This is a genomic window from Streptomyces bathyalis (genome assembly GCF_015910445.1).
Classification (GTDB): Bacteria; Actinomycetota; Actinomycetes; order Streptomycetales; family Streptomycetaceae; genus Streptomyces; species Streptomyces bathyalis.
Genome location: NZ_CP048882.1, coordinates 199,219 through 217,001 on the forward strand (window position 1 = coordinate 199,219; position 17,783 = coordinate 217,001).

The window sequence follows — 17,783 nt, forward strand, 5'->3', positions numbered from 1 at the left end:
GCTGACCCCGACCACCAAGCAGAGAACTCCTCATGGACCAGACCACCCCCCTCGCCCAAGCCGGCCAACTCAGCGCCCTCGCCGACCGCTTCACCTCCCTACGCGCCCAACTGACCACGGAAACAGCCGAACCGGGCAGCGGCACAGACGGACTGCGGCACCTCACCCCCCTGCTGACCCACTCCCAGGACCTGGTCACCGAAGCACTCGCGCGCCTGACCGTGCTCAACGACAGCCCAGCCGCCAGTCGGCCCGGAGCCCGCGCCGCCGCCGACTGCCTCGCCACAGTCGTCGAAAACTCCGCCCACGCTTCGGCCTGCCTGGCCATGGCCGTCTCCGACAACACCTACGACGCCGCCCCCTTCCACGCCGAGCAACCGGAACGCGACAGCGAGCACCAGGAGCGGCACCGGCAGGCCCGCACCGCCATTACCGCTCACCTGGACGACGCGGCCGGGCGGTTGGACAACTGCGCGACCGCCTGCCGCTACACCGCCAGCTGGCTCCACTCCGCCGCACCGGCGCAGGGCGCAGCACCGGCCAAGCCGGTCAAGCTCAGCCAGATCCAGCACCAGGTCACGGCGGCGCAGGGCGTTCGGCGATGAGGCAGTACGCGCCCGACGAGCGGGTCATGGTCTCGCCGCGGTATATGGCCGGCGCCGGCGACCGGATCGCCGACGTGATCGGTCCCCTCATCGACCTCTTCAGCTGGAACCACGAGCACGACGCCCCCACCGGACACGTCACGATCGACAGTCCCGACCGCAGCCTCGTCGTCGACTTCACCCCGCTGCACCCTCTCGGCCACTTGTGCACCGTCGCCCACCACGAGCCCTCCTGGGAAGCGACCTTCAGCAGGCAGTCGCCCCTGGAGGCGGTCGCCGCCGTCACCCAGGCACTGCCTCAGCTCCTCGGCGATACCCGTCACGCCGAACACATCCCGATCACGGACATGCCCCTGGACCAGCTCGCCGCACTGAACGACTGGTCGGTCGAAGGCGGCACCCTCACCTCGCCCGACCTGTACTGCCGACTGGAATACACGCCCGACCAGGAGATCGCCTGGCAGGTCGAGCACCTCTACTTCGAGAACGCACCGCTGGCCACCTTCACCCACGGCACCCCCGAGGGCCTCGTCCGCAGCTTCTTCGCCCACCTGGCCACGCCCATCGCCGTGGAGCGGGCCTTCGCCGACCTCCCCCTCAGCACTCGGCATGAGCACAGCGCCCTGGTCACACCGGTCCGTGGAACCGCGATGAATCCGCACGTCCACCACGCCCTGACTCAGCTCGACCGCCCCCGCCGGCGCCGCTGAGCCACCCCCTTCGCCCGGAGCCATCCCTGCCCGAGAAGACCCTGTGCCTTGAGCCCGCCGAGCAACTCCTGTCGCTGGCAGCCGACTTCACCCGATTCAACGACGCCCACGCGCGGCACGCGCTGGGCGGGCCGGCCCCCATCGCGCTGCTGACCACACAGACGGAATCCGCCCAGCACCTGGCCCGATCCGCGCTCACCATCGTGGACACGCTCAACGCCCAGCCGATGTACCACAGCCCCGACATCCACGGGGTGTAGGCACGCGTGCGCCAGCTCGCCCACCTCGCCACCGACGCAGCCGGCCAACTCATCGATGCCGTCGACATCCTCGACCACACCTGCGCCGGGCTCCCCGTTGAACTGGGCGAGGACGTCCTGGCGGTCCTGACCGAGCAGGAGGCGCGCCAGGAAGCCGGCCGGCGCCTCACCCCCGTCGCCAGCCTCACCGCGTTGGGCTCCTCAGACGCTCTGGCAACCGCCGAGCTCTTCGTGGCCGACCGCCGCCGCCGGAGCTTCGTACCCGGCTACCTGCCTTCTGCCCTCTCCCATGCTCAGAGCACCATCCTGCGCTCGGTGGCCCGGGGCGATGTTGCGATCACCGACGACAAGCCCCATCTGCGCCGCGAGGGCATCCGCGTCAGCATCAGCACCATCCGCGCACTGGAGAACCGCGGCCTGGTCATGCGCGAGGACTGCCCGGACCGGTTTCGCGACGAGCACGTGCACCTCACCGCCGCCGGGCGACGCGACCTCGCCGCCTCATTCGCACGGCCGCGCCCCGCGGGCCTGACCACCACACGCCCCGCAACGCCCCTGCCGACAGCCCCGGCCGGCCGCGCCCGCTGAACCCACACGCCGACCCCTTGGGAGACCTCACGCCCTCCGACACCCCTACACCGCACGACATCGCTCGCGCCCTGGCCGCCCAGGTCCACCCCGACGCCACACCCCGCGACGTCGTCGTCCACTTCACCCTGCGCCGCCTGGCCGCCCCACGCTACGACCACAGGTCCTCCGGCGGCCCCGCGAGCGTCATCGCCCAGTCCCTTCACTCCCACCTCTACGGACTGCCCGACGACCCCGGCCCGGTGCCCACCGCCCTCGACGAACTCCTCCAGACCCTGACCACCGCCCGCCATGGCGACCAACAGCACGCCGTCCTGGTCCAGCTCGCCGAACAGCTGCGCAACGCCGCCGAGATCCTCGAATGGGCCCGCAACAACGCCCACTGGCGTCAACTGCCCGCCCCCACCTGGGAATGGCTCCGCGCAGCCACGGACAGCACGCGCGAACTCGCCGACGGCCTCGACGACATCCGGACCGCCTTCCGCAGCCAGCCCACCGCGCCGGTCTCGCACCAACAGCACACGCATCCCGCCCCCGGGCCAAGCGCCGTCGCGCCCGCGAAGCCAACTCCACCGGCAGGTGGTCGAGCACGCCAGTGACCAGACCCGTCCTCGCCGCCGTCCACGCGCTCGACCGCCTTCTCGCCCAGCCCCGCACCGCACTGGCCGTCTTCGTCCCCGCCGGACTCACCGAGCAGGCCGCCGAGCGCCACTACCTCGACGCGTTCGCCGCCCATGGAACGGATGTCTTCGAGGTCGGCATCCCGCACCCGGACGCCGTGCTCGACGGCGAAGTCGTCCGCTCCGCCTACCAGCAGGCGCTGCGCCGCGGTACCGGAATCACCGACGTCCTGCGCACCGTCGAACACGCCGCGAGCCGGTGCCCGGTCGTCGTGATGAGCTACTGGGCCTCCATCCAGCACCACGGACCCGAACGCCTGGCCACGGCGCTCGCCGACGCCGGCGCCGCCGCGGTGATGGTCCCCGATCTGCCGCCCGACGCGTCGCGCTCCCGGAACGAGCCGCTGCCGGCGCCGGTCTCGCCACACCGCGCTTCATCCCCCGCACCACCACCGAGCAGCAACTCCCGGGCCTGTGTGCCGGGGCGTCCGGCTGGCTCTACGCACCCGCCAGCCACCAGCCCACCGGATACCAGGGCCCCCTCGACCTCACCGCACTCGCCGACTTCACCCAGCGACTGCGCGCCACCAGCCCACTGCCCGTGGCCTGCGGCGTCGGCATCTCCACACCCGCCCTCGCAGCAGCCGTCGCGCCCCTGGTCGACGCCGTGGTCATCGGCTCCCCCATCGTCCGCGCGCTGACCTGTGGTCCCACCGAAGCGGCAGCCCTGGTCGCCGAGTTCGCCGACGCCATCCGCACCAGGGCCTCCGGCACCGCTGTCCGGGATGCACAGGAACACGCGCAGCACATAGCCGGCGGCCACTGCCCAAGGGAGTGCCGCGACACCGGAGTAGAGCCGGTGCAGGACGACTTCGGACTCGCCACGTGATCCTGGACCTCTTCTCCGGCCCCGGCGGATGGACCCACGCCCTGACGATCCTCTGGACACAGGACGTGGGCCTGGAATGGGATGAGTGGGCCTGCAAGACCCGCGCCGCAGCGGGTCAGTTGACCATCCGCACCGACGTAGCGATGTATCCCGTCCGGCCCTTCACCGGCCGGACCATCGGCCTCATCGCGAGCCCGCCGTGCCAGGCATGGTCGATGGCCGGCAAACGCCTCGGCCTGCTCGACCAGCCCCTGGTCCACCAGGCCGTCGCCGACCTGGCCGCCGGACGGGACACCCGCGAGAAGCTGCTGGCCTCCTGCCGGGACGAACGCTCGCTGCTTGCCGCCGAGCCCATGCGCTACCTGCACGCCCTCAACACCGTGGGCGAGCCCGAGTGGACCGTCATGGAAGAAGTCCCCGACGTGCTGCCGCTATGACGCCAGTACGCGCAGACCCTGCGCACCTGGGGCTTCTCCACCTGGGCCGGCATCCTGAACGCCGCCGACTACGGCGTCCCGCAGACAAGGCGCCGGGCCATCCTGCTCGCCTCCCGCGTCCGTACCGCCGTGCCGCCGGAGCCCACACACGCCCCATTCGCCGAGCCGGAGACGCTCTTCGGGCCGGGCCGCCGGCAGTGGGTGTCCATGGCCCAGGCCCTCGGCTGGGGCGCTACCGACCGGCCCGCCCCCACCGTCTGCGCCGGCGGCGGACCCGGCGGCGGGCCGGAACCTTTCCCCTCCGGCTCCCGCAAGTCCCTCGCCGACGCCCGCGAACGCGGCACCTGGCTCCTGCACACCGGCCGCGACCAGCGACCCGATGGGACCCGCCAGACCACCAGCCCCCACAACCGGCCCGCACCGGCACTGACCACCAAGGCCGGCGGCCAGTGGACAATCCCGGCCCCACCCCGCCGCCACACAGTCGCCTGACGGCAGGGGCGGGCGGAAGTGGCTGCTGCGCAGCAACAACCAGACCAACGCCACCACCCGCGGAGCGGATGAGCCCGCCAGCACGCTCTTCTTCGGCCACCGGGCGAATGAGTGCGACCCGGATCGCGGCACCCCCCGCCAGCGGCGACAGCACCTGCGGTGATGCGGCTGCGGAGTCGGTGCGGATCACCGCGCAGGAAGCGGGCGTTCTGCAGAGCTTCCCCGCCGACTACCCCTGGGCCGGGAACAAGGGCCAGCAGTTCTCCCAGATCGGCAACGCCGTCCCACCCCGCGTGGCGGCCCACCTCCTCGCACCACACCTCGACAAGACCCTCGGACCCGACGACTTCGACCTGGCCGCCTGATGCCCCACACCCCCGAGACAGACGACGAGGACCTCAACCTCGAACCGCCGCCGGAGCCACCCGTCCACTACGCCGAGCAGGCTCTCCTCGGCGCGCTCCTCCTCGAGCCCGAGCAGCTGGCGCAGACCGAAGGACTGCTGCCCGAACACTTCCGCAGCCCGGCCCACCGAGCGGTGTACGCGGCGATGCGCACCCTCACGCCTCCGGAACGTGAAGTGCACCGCACCGAACCGGTGTGGATCAACGCCGTCCTCACACGCGCCGTCGAGGAAGCCCCCGGCGTGAGCGCCGCGTACCTGCATACGTGCATCGGAGCCTGCCCACGGCCACAGCACGCCACGTCGTACGCACGGATGATCCGCTCAGACCACGCACGACGCACCCTGCGGGAACATGCCATTCGCCTGGAACAGGCGGCAACCAACACCACCCTGGCGGACCCTGAATCCGCGGCCCTCCGACAGGCTGACGCTCTTGCACGGTTCGTAGACGAGCTGACCCGGCAGACCGCCTCGCACCCCGGCTCCCTGCCCCGCACGCCTCTCCCGCCGGATCCACCACGAGATAGGACCGAGGACGCGCTGGAGGAAGAGCGCCTCTTCCTCGCGACCGCTACCGACCGAGCAGACGGTGTGAAGGAACTGCCCCTGCGGCTAGAGGACTTCGCGCTGCCGCTGCACGGGCACCTCTACCAGTGCCTGTCAGCACTCACCCGCCGCGGCGAGGACATCGACCCGATTGCTGTGCTGTGGGAAGCCCAGCACCGCAGACTCCTCACGTCCGGCGTAGGCCCGGACGACGTGCTCACTCTGCTCTCCCAGCCTGCCGGGTCACCCGAGCACTGGGCAGAACAGATCCTCCGGCGCGCGCTCCTCTACGGCGCACGCCGAGCCGCGACACGCATCCGCGCTTTCGCCGAAGACACCGCCAACAGTCCCCACCAGCTCATCACCGGCGCCCGCCGCGCTCTGGCCGATCTCACAGCCCAACACACCCGCTGCTGGCATCGAGCACCACCCGGCCCGAATACCACTGCCGAACCCGCCCACTCACCTACGGTGAAACCGCGACAGCATGAACTGACCGCGCTCCACGCCTCACGGGGAAACCGGCGCTGACGAAACGCCGGGAGCGGCACGCCGAAGTCTCATATCAGCGCGGCGTCAGGCCTCGGCTTCGTCCTCGGTACGGCCCCGGTGTTCAGGACCTGGATGGCTGACGCCTGGGACCATCGGGTTGTCGTAGTCGAACTCGATCTTGCCGAACACATCGCCGGCAGTAGGAGGAGGATCGTTGTCCGCAATGATCAGTTGAAGCCGATCGCCGTAAGCGTCCGCCATGGTGCGAAATCGCGTGTAGATCTGGCCCGCGCGCTGCCGGTCTGCTTCATTGTTGCCGAACGCCTTACGTGGCGAGTCGACAATGAGCAGCGACGGAGCGAGAACATCAGAGTGGTCCAGCCCGAATGCGAGCAGGCTGAGACTGTAGGCAACGTTAACCGACGTGGCAATGCCTCCACCGGAGGCTTGAAGCTCCTCGAACGGCAGGTCGTTGACGATGGGAAGGTAGTTTTCGGAGCCAATGACGGCAGTCGTCGCCCATGGGAGGTCCCAGCTGCGGATTAGGCTCCCAAATTCCGTGCTGAGGTTTGCAACCAGCGTCTGGCGGGCTGCGAGCAGCTGCGACCTGTCTTTGATTTCTTTATTGACGCTTCGTCGTCTGGACTTGATGCGGGTGATGCTCTGATCGATGGTGCGTACGCGTGCCCAGGACTCGCGTAGCTGTGTCGCTGCGTCGATGTTGGCCTTCAAGGAAGCAACGCGGGTGCTGGTGTCTTCGATGGCATCGAAGCGCGGAGCGACCGCATCCCGGGTCTGGGCATCGAGTTGCCGTCGCAGGTTCGTGACCACGAAGTTTGCGTGATGGGCCCGTTCCTGTGCGGAATTCAGGTGCGCCTCGTCGGACTGTCGAACGCGGCGTGCATCCGTGAGCTGCTGTTCTAGCGTTACCCGAGTCTCTTCGACAGCAGCAGGGTCGGCATCCTCGGCAGAAGGGTCAGCCTGCAGGCATACGACGCAATGGCCATCGTCGACGGGCCGTGTGCTGAGGGACTGCATACAGCGCGGGCAGACTACAAAGTCGAACGGAGACAGCTGATCGATGGCCGTGGCTGACCGTTCCAGGCGAGCCATGTCCAGTTGCACCTGGGCGACGACCGCGTCCCGCGACCCCAACAGCTCCCTTGCTGCCAACACCTCTTCGTCTGCCCTTTGGGCGGTGAAGATGGCCCGGTTCAGTTCATCGCGGAGCGCCGTGTCGGCGGCGGTTTGCTCCTCCACTTCTGAGCGCAGTCGCTCCAGAGCGGATTGGGCCCGCTCGAGGGTGTCCCCCAGTTGTCCGAGTTCGGCGCGCAGCTCGTCGTCACTGCGCGGGTCGGATGCGGCGAGGAACTGCTCCACGTTCTTATGCTCAGCGATCCTTGCTTTCAGATCGTCTGTGAGGTCGCTGGCGGTGCGTTTGAGTTCCATCAGCGCGCTGTCAGTGAGCGCGAACATCAGACGGAAGAGCTCCCTGCGTTTCACCTCGAACCAGCTGTCAAGATGGCCGACTACCTGACGGTCGATCTCACGCGCTTGGAGGTACATATACATGTACAAGTCGTTGAACGTGAGATTCTGCGGACGAGCCGCCCCATCGCGGCGAGCAGCAACCTGTTCGCGAGGAAATCCGATCGCGTCCAGCAGATAGTCGGACACGGTCGTTTCACCCTCGGTGACTCGCACGGGTAAGGACCGCTCCAGGGCAAGTGAGCGCGGATCGAGTAGATCGACCGCGCCCACTCCGTCGCCAGTGATCTTCCTGCGCAGCACGATGTGCTGCTCTCCAGCGATGACTTCTGCCTGAACGGAAAGCACTTCGGTGCGGACGGCCGGGGTGAGCATGGCGCTGCCTCCCACCGCGTGCTTAAGGAGCATCAGCAGGCTCGACTTTCCCGTGCCGATGGGGCCTGTGACCACGGTGACCGGGCGGTCGAAGCGATAGGTCTTCTCCGTGGCAGCCGTGGTGACGGTCAAGGAGACGAATCGTAGGTCGACGGCCATATCAGATCTCCGTCCGCCACGGCCGGTCGACAGCATCCGGGAGGCTGTCGTAAATGAGTTCCTTCAAAGCCGATCCCGACTTATTGAAGTGCCGCTTCAGTAGCTTGATTCGGGCCGCCGTCACCGTCCACTCGGGCGTAGCCCCCAACGAGGCCGCTGCGGCCGTACCACGGGGAGTTGTACGGAACTCTGCTCTGGCACCGTCGCCGTAGGAGATCAACCCGCGAGCGACTAGAGCACCAAGGATGCGGTAGTAGCGCTGATCCCACGGGCCGTACTTGTAGCGGATCATGCGGCTCTCGACGGCTAACCGCTCCGGCGGAGTTGGGGCAGTATCAGCCGGCCAGGAGGCCACGCCCTCAGGCAGCAGACGCTCCAACATTGCCGGGTAGCGAAGAAGGAAGTCGAGTTTCGCAAGCTTGGTCAACCCCTTCAAGCTGCTCTTGGCGCCGGTGAACTGGGCGATGAGGAGGAGGACGCGGGCCTCGTGGTAGTGAGCTTCTCGTCTCTCAGCCTGGCGCCTTTGGACCTGCATCCGCGAGACGGCACTTGCGAGATCGTGACCCTGTGTCATGAGGCTTCCCCGTCCGCATCGAACGGCTCGGAAAAGTAGAAGAGGCACTCGTCGCACAGCTGGTACGCCAGGCCCTGCAGGTGCAACTTGCCGAGCGCGAACGGAGCAGGCGTGGTCAACATCTCCACCGTGAGCCGTTGAGCCAGCAGATCGTTCACGACAACACCTGAGGCGTTGCCGCTGGAGCTGTTGCCGCGAGCGTGGCGCCGGCAGTCGAACACCACAGCCAGCACCTCCGTCGACAGATTCAGCAAGTCGGTATCGTCGCCTGCCAGCCCGGAACGGCGCTCGGACCACGTCGTGTACCACGCAGAGCGCAACTGTTCTGCAAACGCCGCCTCGTCAGCTGGCACCCCTCCGCGTCGCAGCTTGCGGCGGAGTTTGACTCCGCCGGGTGCCAACATGGGAGCTCGGCCGTGGGGAAAGGCGGGCAGCTGGGCAGTGGTGAAGACGAGCTGCGCCCGGAGGATGGCGCGAGTGATGGAGCGACGGCTCACGCGCTGCTGCATCTGCGTGCTGTAGCGAACGCGCTTCGGGTCGGCGATGTATGCCGCGAGTTGTCCCCGCTCGCTCTCGTTCCGATTGGCACTCTCGATCCGGTTCACGATGCCCCGGTACGAAGCCTCAAGGTCGACGGGTGACAGCTGAAGCCGTTCAACGGCGGGTGCCAGCAGACTTTGAATGTTGACGTCGGCTATGTACTCGCGCTGCGGCGGAGAGCAGGAGATCTCCAGAGCAGAGAGAAAGCGGCGGATTCTGTCCATGAATCCAGGAGGCAGTTCGATGTCCGCCAGCTTGCATTCTTCTGTCAAGGGTATGTGGGCGTAGGGCTGCTTCCACCGCACTTTTAGCATCTGGCGGGCAATCTTCTCCACCATGGCCGACACACCATCTGTGACCCCTGGTTCAGGACCGCACATCTGCGACAGCGTCCCGGCATTGCCTCTGGCCGGGTTCAGGGCGGCATTCGTCGCCAATCTTAAGCGGACGTTGGACGCACACTCACACGCACACCACCGGTCGAAGAGATGCGCCAGACCACCGCTCTTGCACAACTCAGCCAGGGTCCAGGTGCCCTGGTCCTCCTCACGGTGCTTGACCGATACCAGCTCAACCGACCCGTCGGTGTATGCGACAACGAAGTCCTCGTGCCATTCACAGACCACGAAGTCGATGGCGTCTTCGGTAAGCATTGCCAGACAGTCCCGGGCGGCCACATCGGCCTGGTACCGGTAGCGACCTGACGTATCAGTACCACTGTCCTCTGCCGGCGCCAGACGAAAGATGGCGTGAGCAGGTGCGGGCGCATCCTCGGAGCCGGCACCGCCATCCGGCTCGATGGCACCCGAGTCCGCTTCTGCCGTGTCAACCATCGACGCCCCCAGCCTCGTCGCGCGTCATCGCAACCGCTCAGCGCTCCAGTACAGCGGAAGGACGATCTATAGAGTTACCACACCGAGCTACGACATATAACGGTGCGTGCCAAAGCGATTCATCGGTACTGTCCGCGGAGCACTCGACTGTTGCGCCGAACCCCCGAGACGGGCACGCAGACTGGGGTGCTGGGATAGCCATGGGCGGCCACCAAGTGGCTCCCCCTGGCGACGAACCCTCTGTCGCGTCGGCGGTGCACGGGCGGGCCCTCGCTCAGGAGCGAAGTCAGGGAGTGCTCTTCCGCAGGGCGAGGATCACCTGATTCAGCAGCGCCTTGACGTACAGCGGCGGCGGGACATCCGTCATGTCGATGCGGGTTGCGACGTTGCTTGCCTGCCGGTGCATCACATCGTCACCGGGGAAGCGATATCTGGCCAAGGCTCTCAAGTAGTTGGTGTCCGTGGTGCCCATCTTCACGGAGCTGATGACACCCGCGAAGCCCTTCTCCCCAAAGACAGCGGGCACGTGGTCCATGATGGCGCGGATCAGGGCGAGGCAGGCGTAGGGATGGCGGGCGGCATAGTTGCTGTTCAGCTCAGCGAGCAGGTCCAGCAGCTTGTCCACCTTCCACGGGGATCCTGCCCCGACTTCTTCGAGCTCATCCTGAAGTCCTTGGCTGATGTATGCGCCAGGCTCGGGTTCACTCGTCGGAACCGGGACGCCCGCGACGGAGGCAGACCTTGTCGGTCCGGCCCCGGGGCGGACGAGGTTGTCCTGCTCCCACTTGAGAACAAGCTGGCACGTGGTCGACACGTAGGAGTGCAGGTCCATCGCCGTCCGGAAGGCGAGCACGGTGCGCGTGATGCCGCGCGACCATCCCTTCTCGTCGCGGGAGGCGCCAGCGGCCCCGACGGCTCGAGTAGCAGGCTCGCGGTCCAGCAGGTCGGGGAGGCTGGCGACGTAGTCGCGCCTCAATCCCGGGATGGCGCTGGTCAGTTCCTGGCTGACCAGGCGCGCCTGCGTCACCTTGCCTGGCTCCAGGGATATCGAGCCCTGGAGTTCGATCATGTGGTGGAGCACTCGCAGGAAGGGCTCGGCCAGGGTCGAGCGGAGCTCCCCCAACGGCACGGCCGCCGCGATCGTCAGAGCGATCTTCTCGTCGGCCTGGAGCCTTCCGGTACGGGTGGTGAATCCGTAGAAGACCGATCCCACCTCCGTACCGCCAGACAAGGGAAGGCTGTCCAGAAGAGCGACGGCGTCCTGACCGCGGCGCTCATGGACCGCGCACACGTAGTCCCACGTCGGCCACTCGCCTGTCTGGAGGTACGGCTGGGCGATCGTGAACAGGAATCGCTTCTGCGACTCGTCCAGGTCAGCGGAGCCAAGGTCGTGCGTGTACAACGAGGTCTCCTGACCACGTGATGGGACCGTTCGGAGTGTTCCTTGTAGGCGCCATGGCAGGTGTATCGAGAATCCCGACGAGGCGGTGCCCGGTCAAGTCGGCTCTGCGCCGGGAGTCTGCCAGCGTTTCAGTCGGTCACCATCGCCCAGTCCGGTCGCCGGCGGGCGAGCGGCGCCGAAACGAGCTACCAGGGTCCGGGGGCCGCTTCGTCCCGGTCGAGTCAGCCTGAAATTCCAGGTACCCCAGATCGATGATCTCCGCCTTGCGAGCGTCCCTCAAGGGGTAATCCGCCTCCCCGGAGCGGTGCTGGCCCCCGAGGGCGTGGGCCGCCGACATCGTCCGGGGCCTCGTGCCAACTCAGCTGCTGTAATACGGGCATCTACGGCTTGCGGCCACTGCGGCGTAGCAGAAGCTTCAAGGTCTCACGCGCGTCCCGACGCCGCTCTTGGGCAGGCGCCAGCACAGAGGCGAGAGCCACCAACGCCACTGTGACGCCGTACACGGCAGCCGTCATTCCGACGATCATCAGCGTGCTGCTTGGGATAAGGGTGTTCACGACAGTCCCTCTCTCGGTCGGATGTTGCGCGACGTCGCAGGCACATCGTGATCCGGATTCGCATGTGACGGTTAATTCGCGACGACTTCTGTCCACCTAGGGTGGACAGCGTGACCGCCGAACCCATGCCCCCGATGCCTTCAGACTCTTGGCGCTGGATCTCGTACAGTGATCCGGTTTGGGGTGACACCGCCCCCTACGAGGAATCCGACGCTGAGTCCGATTACGTGCAAGCTTGCGTCCGTCATGCGATTGACCAGGCGCGTCGGCAGTTGGGCATCTCTACCATCAAGGCAGCATCTCTGGTTGAGGAGGCATCGAAGATCGTCTTCAACGACATCGTCGTCGAGTCGCGATGTCAGCCACGTCGAATGAGATGGAAGGAGATCGGTGCCCGGCTTGGGGTTGCCCGGCAGACCGCGCAGAAGCGTTTCCGGGCTGGACTTTCACCACAACGTGTAACGCAACTGCATAGACAACTTGAGCAGTTCAGAAGCGCCTACCTCGACAGACGCAAGGCCGAAGACTTGCAGCACCGAGAAGACAGAGCACTCATCGGCGAGGCGATCCACGGCCTTACAGTCCTTCGCAGTTTCGGGGGAAGCGCCTACCTCGGTCCGGACAACGGCGGACATGACTTGCCACCCAGCCACTCTCGGACCGCAAATGAGGTAGATCGAAGTACCGATGGGGAGGCGGTCCACTTCGTAGTCAACGGTGATCGATGGACTCGCCTCTCCGAGCGACCTGCCCGCATATCCGACACCGCCATGCACATCGAAGGTGATCGGCTTGTTCGTCAGGAACTCGCTCCCGACGAAGCGGATGAATGAAGGCACGAAGGCGCTGCGCTACCCGAGAGAGCCTGCCTCGGCCGCGGACGAGTTCACCGACCATGTTGGAGAGGAGCTTGCCCACTACGGAACACCCCTCGTGGGAGGGTTCTCCGCCTCCATGCGGTCAACAGCATGCCTCGGTCGGGTGTCGCCACCGTTCTGCAACCCGGTCGACGCCGACGATCGCGACCAGATGAGCGCCCATGCCCTCGCATTCGGCCATCGCCTGTGGCCCGCCCCGAGCCGACTCCCCGAACCAGGAGTGCCGGAGCGCACATAGCTGCCAGGGCTGCGGCAGCCAGGGCCATCCCCATACCCGGCTCTGGCTGCGGCGAAGCCCGGGACAACGCCGGGGGTTGGGCAACGTGCCCAACCCCCGGCGTCACCAACTCGCGCGGGTGAGCACGAGGCCCACGTCTCCCTGGGTGAGGACTCCTTCGTGCTCTCCGCGCGCTTGGTACGCGGTGTCGGGAATCCGCGCAGCCGACGAGGTGAGAAGCTCGCCGGCGGAGTGCGGCGATTCCGGCCCCATGAAGGTCAACCGCTCGTACCGCCCTCCGGGCGGTGCCGGACTCCACACTGGTTGGAAGTCCCACACCAGCGCCATCATTCTGACCAGTACGGAACTGCGCAGCCCCGTCCACGGGGTGGTGGCCCATCGCTGCTCATGGGCGCCTTCCAGGCTCGAGAGCGTGTCCTGCCGCCACAGCGGCTCACCATCGTCTTTGGTGTGCCACTGCGTCTCGTACCGCAGGTCCTCACTCATATCCCGCCGACTGGCGCTGTTGCTCGAATCGACGAGGTCGAGGCGGGCACCGGTCGGAACATGACAGAGCCGCAGCCGCCGCCGGCTGATTTCGAGCAGCCTCAACCCGGGAATTCCGGAGATCTGGGAGTCCCAGTGCAGCAGCGGCAGCATGCGAGATGCCACTCTGCAGGCGGTGTTCGTGACCAGCTCCACTCGGTCCCTATGGGGGACGATGCGGTTCAGGTAGCAGCTGACGCTCGCCATCGCCGGCCTTGTCGGGTGTTCCCACTCATGGCGATGATCATCGTTACTCAACAGGCAGGTGAGCAGCGTGGCTTGGAAGCACTGCTGGTGCGGCGCCGCTTCATCGAGAGCGGGCAAGCCATTGGAGGTGCGCGGAATCTCGGCGCGCCGCAGGGCGAGCAGCGAGCTGACCGACTGCAAACGTGCTGTGTCGTGACCGTGAGGCACAGGATCTCCCTTCAGCGGCGTGCGATGCCCGGGCAACTGCCACGAGGCCAGCCGCTGATCAAGGAGAGAACCGGAAAAGGATCTGCACGGGACCAGGCATCGCACCTTTCAGACGCGTTGCGTGTTCACCCGGGTGAACCGCTCGTCTTCGGACCGTCCCAGCCCTTGGCAGGCAAGGTACACATGCAACCAAGACGCGTAAATCAGACACGCTGTCCCCCGTGCCGTCGATACGCAGACCGCACATGTGGGGGCTGCCGATGCGTGACGGTGGTGACCGCTACCGGGCGAAGTGGTTCTGCCATGTACGTCGGCAGTCCTGCAGGTGCTGCATCGCGCAGTCGAGGAGGTAGATGCCGTTCTTGAACGGCTCGAATCCCACTGACTCCCACACCTTGGCGATCTTGGTTTGAGCCTTGGTGAACGCGGTCTCGTCGTCTCCGAACTCGCGGTCGGTCGGCGCTGGTTCGCATGCGACCGCGCAGCATCCGCTACTCAGGCGGCGAATTGCCTCGGCTGCGGCAAGTGCGCCGATGCCGAAGCCTCGCCACTCGGGGTTGATGTGGACCCGGTCCATGATGAGAAGGTCGCCGACCGACATCTCGATGACCTCCTCGAAGTCCTTCGACCAGTGCAGACCCGGGGTCATCGAGTAGGCGGAGTCGGTGCACATCGCGACGACCTTCTCGATGTCTCTGGAGTGGGAGTCGGCGGCCTCCCAAGCAGGGTCGGAGGTGTAGTCGCGAATGCGGACGAAGCTCATGCTGCCGATAGGCGTGCCGCTCTCGTAGAAGTCGCATTCCTGCTCCTGCGAGCAGTTCGGACAGGACTCGTCCTCACCGTGGTACCGGGAGATACCGACAGACCACGTCTCCAGAGTCTCCTCGAAGTCGAAGGGGACCGCCGGGTGTTCGAGGTTGTAGCGCAACATGATGTCGCTGCCACTGAAGGGGAGCTCGGAAACCGGTCGGCGCGGCGTGTACGTCATCTCATCGACCCTAGCGATGGCCACTGACATCGGATGACCGCTTCGCAGGATCAGGCGATCCGCGGCCCTGTCATAGCAAGCCGGGCGTGAAGTCCTGCAACACTCACGCCTTCCCCGAAAGGGCAGTACGGCTGGGGGCGTTTGTGCTCTTGCCTTCCAAGTGGCCCACGGCGTAGATAAGTTCGTCGGGGTGACGGGCGATGCGCGCCATAGTCCAAGCGGTGCGAGCATCCATGCCCACCCCGCTCTCGGCCACGATACGGCGGGCACGCCAGGTAGTCCATGGAGCGAGAACCCAGCGGGCCAGGGAGAAGCGGACTCGGCGCGGCGGCGGCACAGCGTGCGGGTCAATGGGCGCTTGTCGCCGGCCCGGGACGGGGTGCGGGCGGGCCCGATGGGTTCGATGTCGTCTCGGCCACGCGGTGAGTGTTGCGGTCTGATGAGCCCTGGAGTGGCTGATGAGGTCTCGACACGCCAGGCATCACCCGCCCGTGGAATTGACAGGGACGTCCGGTGTGCGATGCACTACGCGGGCCTGGCCCCCACGAAGCGGCCAGCTCCGGGTACCCCTGAACCGACCCTGGGCACCGTCGGACAACCTACTTCGAGTGAAATCTGAGAAGGACTCCTTTAATCCATGTCTTCACGCGCCTTCTGTGTGCCAGGTCGGGGCACCTCGAAAGGAGCGCGTGATGTCGATCGACGAGCACGTTGCAAGCTGCCGACAGCAGATGACAGGGGAGTCTCTGCGAAGGGTGCGACTCAGCGTCAAAGAACTCGCTGACTGGTCCGCCCTACTCCCCACCGCCGAAGGTACCCAGCCCCTGCTGGAGTCTCTATTCCTGAAGCAAGTCGGCACACCGTCAGCGCCGAACCGCTATCCCCTGGGGATCGAGCGAGTCGTTGCGGCGCCACGCCGGCTGGAAGTGCGCTTCGAGCAGCCCGAGTTGGTGCGCCCGGTTCTCCAGCTCCTGCCTTGGCGCGATCGTCGAAGGTCGCGGCACGGGATCGCCGACCTGTGGGCCACCGCGGTCGGTGGCAGCATCGAGATCGCCTTCGCCCGTCGGCCAACAGAGGGCGTCATCGCCGTCAGCTCCATCGACGGCACCGACCTCGGCCAAGTCCTTGCCGAGCACGAATCAAGCGTTGAAGAACGGCAATGCACTCCCCTGTGGTCGATCGACCCCAGCACCCTGCCGGAAGAGCCGCTTCGGGCTCCAGGCCGACGCCGAAAGCCGCGCCCCGCCACCGAGATCGATCACCACCGCTCTGCGGCGCACCTGGCCAGCGCGATCCTGCGCCGTATCCGGCTGTGGGATCGGCTCGGCGGCCATGCCCAGCTTCACATCACCCCAGAGGTGGCGGCTCACGGTCTCGACTGGCAGATCACCCGGGAACTTCACCCGAAAACCCCTGTACACGACGAGCGGTTGACCGCGGTCCTGCAAGAAACCGTGGTCGGTCTTGGCCTCGTCGCCAGTCCCGGCCATCAGTGCGGCGAGGACAGCTGCGTCGCAGAATTCACAGCGCCATCAGAACGTCTTGGCGGCTGGTCCAGCGTCCTTAGCGTCCACACCAGCAGGACACAGACCCCGGCGACCGCCATGCCGCGCAAGCCTCGCCATTTCACCGCGCTCGGGGAAGCTCAATTCCCGAGCCGCGCCAGCAAGAACAACGGCTCGGACACTTCAATGGTCGTTCCTGAACCACTGCCGCGATCCGCAGAAGCGACGCCCAGCAAGCGCGAACCACAGGGCCGTTGCACCCAGTTGCTCGCTCCCCGGTTCGGCATCAGCGAGTCGGATCTGCAGCGCATCGCTACACAGCTCGGTGCCGCCTGGGCCTTGCAAGGGTGCAGAGTCCTGGTGCTCACCTGCTCGTTCGGCCACCGCCGCACCAGGAAGCCGTTGCGCGGATACCCAGAGCCCGAATGGCCGTCCACGAAACGCCCAATCAACCCCGCACCGAAGGCATGGAACAAACTGCGCCTAGCCCCGGGAACAGGAGAACTCTTCGCCCACACCTCTCGCGAGTACCTCGACGAGAGGCCCGACCTACTGGCTGCGGCTCGGGCGGAGTTTGACTGGATCATCTTCGTCGATCGCAACAATCGCTACGGCACAGGACCATACGTTGAAGAACTCGCCGACAGTTACGTCGTTCTGGTCGACGACGCGGGATACGAGGACACCGTCGTGATCACCGAGGCCCATGGCGGCGTCGCCACGCCTCGCAGGGTCCCTGTCAGCGCTGCCGAATCCGCGATGGCATGGCGTCACGCACATCTCACAGGCATTCCCTTCGACCGTATCCCTGTAGCAGGACTGGTGCTGCAGCCCGCGCGGCGCGCCGACACCCAGGCTCCACGGAACTTCGTCGAGCGAACCGATGCAGAGCTCGAGCGGTACGGCACGCCTGTTCTCGCCCGCCTCCCCAGAGCACAGACCACGGGGCTTGCGGCCTCATCGCGCACCGTCCTGGACGACGTCGATGACGAGTACCGGAACTCCTACCTTGCCGAGTGCCGCGCCATCCGTCGTGTCCTGACAGAAGCTCAGCCATGCACAATCCCCCCGCTTGCGGACGAGTGGGCGTAACCAATGCCTGGGCCCTGGACGCCGCTGAACACCGGGCTTGCCCCGGATCAGCGGCGCCCGAGCAGCTCCAGCCGGCACACCAAACCGATGGCTGCGGTGCCTGCTCTCTTGATGCGCCCCGACACCGGCGTCGCCAACAACAACTGGGATACACCCATTCAAGTGAATCC

14 protein-coding genes and 2 pseudogenes are annotated in these 17,783 nt (G+C 66.6%); 10 read left to right on the plus strand and 6 right to left on the minus strand.

Annotated elements, in window-relative coordinates; translation table 11 throughout:
- Positions 1-32: 32 nt before the first annotated feature.
- The 8 genes and pseudogenes from G4Z16_RS00975 to G4Z16_RS01010 all read left to right on the plus strand — a co-directional run bounded on the left by G4Z16_RS00975 (position 33) and on the right by G4Z16_RS01010 (position 6,084).
- Positions 33-605, plus strand: coding sequence for a hypothetical protein (locus G4Z16_RS00975; protein ID WP_197348694.1), 573 nt, complete (start codon positions 33-35; stop codon positions 603-605).
- Positions 602-1,315 (plus strand): SPDY domain-containing protein, encoded by a 714-nt coding sequence (locus tag G4Z16_RS00980; protein WP_197348695.1) that lies wholly within the window; start codon positions 602-604, stop codon positions 1,313-1,315. Before G4Z16_RS00975 ends, G4Z16_RS00980 begins: the two co-directional genes overlap by 4 nt.
- A 266-nt stretch (positions 1,316-1,581) precedes the next feature.
- Positions 1,582-2,163: a winged helix DNA-binding protein gene (locus tag G4Z16_RS00985; RefSeq protein WP_246530605.1), complete on the plus strand. Its 582-nt coding sequence runs from the start codon at positions 1,582-1,584 to the stop codon at positions 2,161-2,163.
- 17 nt (positions 2,164-2,180) lie between these two features.
- Positions 2,181-2,762, plus strand: coding sequence for a hypothetical protein (locus tag G4Z16_RS00990; protein WP_197348696.1), 582 nt, complete (start codon positions 2,181-2,183; stop codon positions 2,760-2,762).
- A pseudogene (locus G4Z16_RS33180) lies at positions 2,759-3,115 on the plus strand (tryptophan synthase subunit alpha); the annotation flags it as partial. The gene G4Z16_RS00990 and the pseudogene G4Z16_RS33180, both read left to right, overlap by 4 nt.
- Positions 3,043-3,672, plus strand: a complete 630-nt coding sequence (locus tag G4Z16_RS33420; RefSeq protein ID WP_484600484.1) for a tryptophan synthase subunit alpha — start codon at positions 3,043-3,045, stop codon at positions 3,670-3,672. The pseudogene G4Z16_RS33180 and the gene G4Z16_RS33420, both read left to right, overlap by 73 nt.
- Positions 3,669-4,966 (plus strand): annotated as a pseudogene (locus G4Z16_RS01005) (DNA cytosine methyltransferase). Before G4Z16_RS33420 ends, G4Z16_RS01005 begins: the two are co-directional and overlap by 4 nt.
- Positions 4,966-6,084, plus strand: a complete 1,119-nt coding sequence (locus tag G4Z16_RS01010) for a DnaB-like helicase N-terminal domain-containing protein (protein WP_197348698.1) — start codon at positions 4,966-4,968, stop codon at positions 6,082-6,084. Before G4Z16_RS01005 ends, G4Z16_RS01010 begins: the two are co-directional and overlap by 1 nt.
- Before the next feature lie 45 nt (positions 6,085-6,129).
- Here G4Z16_RS01010 and G4Z16_RS01015 read toward each other — a convergent pair whose 3' ends face one another.
- From G4Z16_RS01015 to G4Z16_RS01030, 4 genes are all read right to left on the minus strand, one after another.
- On the minus strand, positions 6,130-8,040 hold the full coding sequence (locus tag G4Z16_RS01015; RefSeq protein ID WP_246530606.1) for a hypothetical protein: 1,911 nt from the start codon (positions 8,038-8,040) through the stop codon (positions 6,130-6,132).
- A 28-nt stretch (positions 8,041-8,068) separates the two neighbouring features.
- The gene (locus G4Z16_RS01020) at positions 8,069-8,641 is read right to left on the minus strand and encodes a hypothetical protein (protein WP_197348700.1); all 573 of its coding nucleotides are present in this window, start codon (positions 8,639-8,641) and stop codon (positions 8,069-8,071) included.
- Positions 8,638-10,014: a dsDNA nuclease domain-containing protein gene (locus G4Z16_RS01025; protein WP_197348701.1), complete on the minus strand. Its 1,377-nt coding sequence runs from the start codon at positions 10,012-10,014 to the stop codon at positions 8,638-8,640. Before G4Z16_RS01025 ends, G4Z16_RS01020 begins: the two co-directional genes overlap by 4 nt.
- A gap of 286 nt (positions 10,015-10,300) precedes the next feature.
- Positions 10,301-11,416, minus strand: a complete 1,116-nt coding sequence (locus tag G4Z16_RS01030; RefSeq protein ID WP_197348702.1) for a hypothetical protein — start codon at positions 11,414-11,416, stop codon at positions 10,301-10,303.
- A 667-nt stretch (positions 11,417-12,083) separates the two neighbouring features.
- Here G4Z16_RS01030 and G4Z16_RS01035 point away from each other — a divergent pair.
- The gene (locus G4Z16_RS01035) at positions 12,084-12,806 is read left to right on the plus strand and encodes a hypothetical protein (RefSeq protein ID WP_197348703.1); all 723 of its coding nucleotides are present in this window, start codon (positions 12,084-12,086) and stop codon (positions 12,804-12,806) included.
- 385 nt (positions 12,807-13,191) lie between these two features.
- On the opposite strand, the gene G4Z16_RS01040 is transcribed toward G4Z16_RS01035, so the two are convergent.
- Positions 13,192-14,001: a hypothetical protein gene (locus G4Z16_RS01040; RefSeq protein WP_197348704.1), complete on the minus strand. Its 810-nt coding sequence runs from the start codon at positions 13,999-14,001 to the stop codon at positions 13,192-13,194.
- A gap of 307 nt (positions 14,002-14,308) precedes the next feature.
- Entirely contained in the window at positions 14,309-15,016 is a 708-nt protein-coding gene (locus G4Z16_RS01045; protein ID WP_197348705.1) for a hypothetical protein, read from the minus strand.
- Positions 15,017-15,708: 692 nt separating this feature from the next.
- On the opposite strand from G4Z16_RS01045, the gene G4Z16_RS01050 reads away from it, so the two are divergent.
- Complete coding sequence (locus tag G4Z16_RS01050; protein WP_197348706.1) at positions 15,709-17,613, plus strand: hypothetical protein; 1,905 nt, start codon at positions 15,709-15,711, stop codon at positions 17,611-17,613.
- The last annotated feature ends 170 nt before the right edge of the window (positions 17,614-17,783 follow it).

Coding starts and splice junctions, on each gene's coding strand:
- G4Z16_RS00975 (WP_197348694.1), top strand. CDS start 33: ATGGACCAGACCACCCCCCTCGCCCAAGCCGGCCAACTCAGCGCCCTC.
- G4Z16_RS00980 (WP_197348695.1), top strand. CDS start 602: ATGAGGCAGTACGCGCCCGACGAGCGGGTCATGGTCTCGCCGCGGTAT.
- G4Z16_RS01010 (WP_197348698.1), top strand. CDS start 4,966: ATGCCCCACACCCCCGAGACAGACGACGAGGACCTCAACCTCGAACCG.
- G4Z16_RS01020 (WP_197348700.1), bottom strand. CDS start 8,641: ATGACACAGGGTCACGATCTCGCAAGTGCCGTCTCGCGGATGCAGGTC.
- G4Z16_RS01025 (WP_197348701.1), bottom strand. CDS start 10,014: ATGGTTGACACGGCAGAAGCGGACTCGGGTGCCATCGAGCCGGATGGC.
- G4Z16_RS01045 (WP_197348705.1), bottom strand. CDS start 15,016: ATGACGTACACGCCGCGCCGACCGGTTTCCGAGCTCCCCTTCAGTGGC.
- G4Z16_RS01050 (WP_197348706.1), top strand. CDS start 15,709: ATGTCGATCGACGAGCACGTTGCAAGCTGCCGACAGCAGATGACAGGG.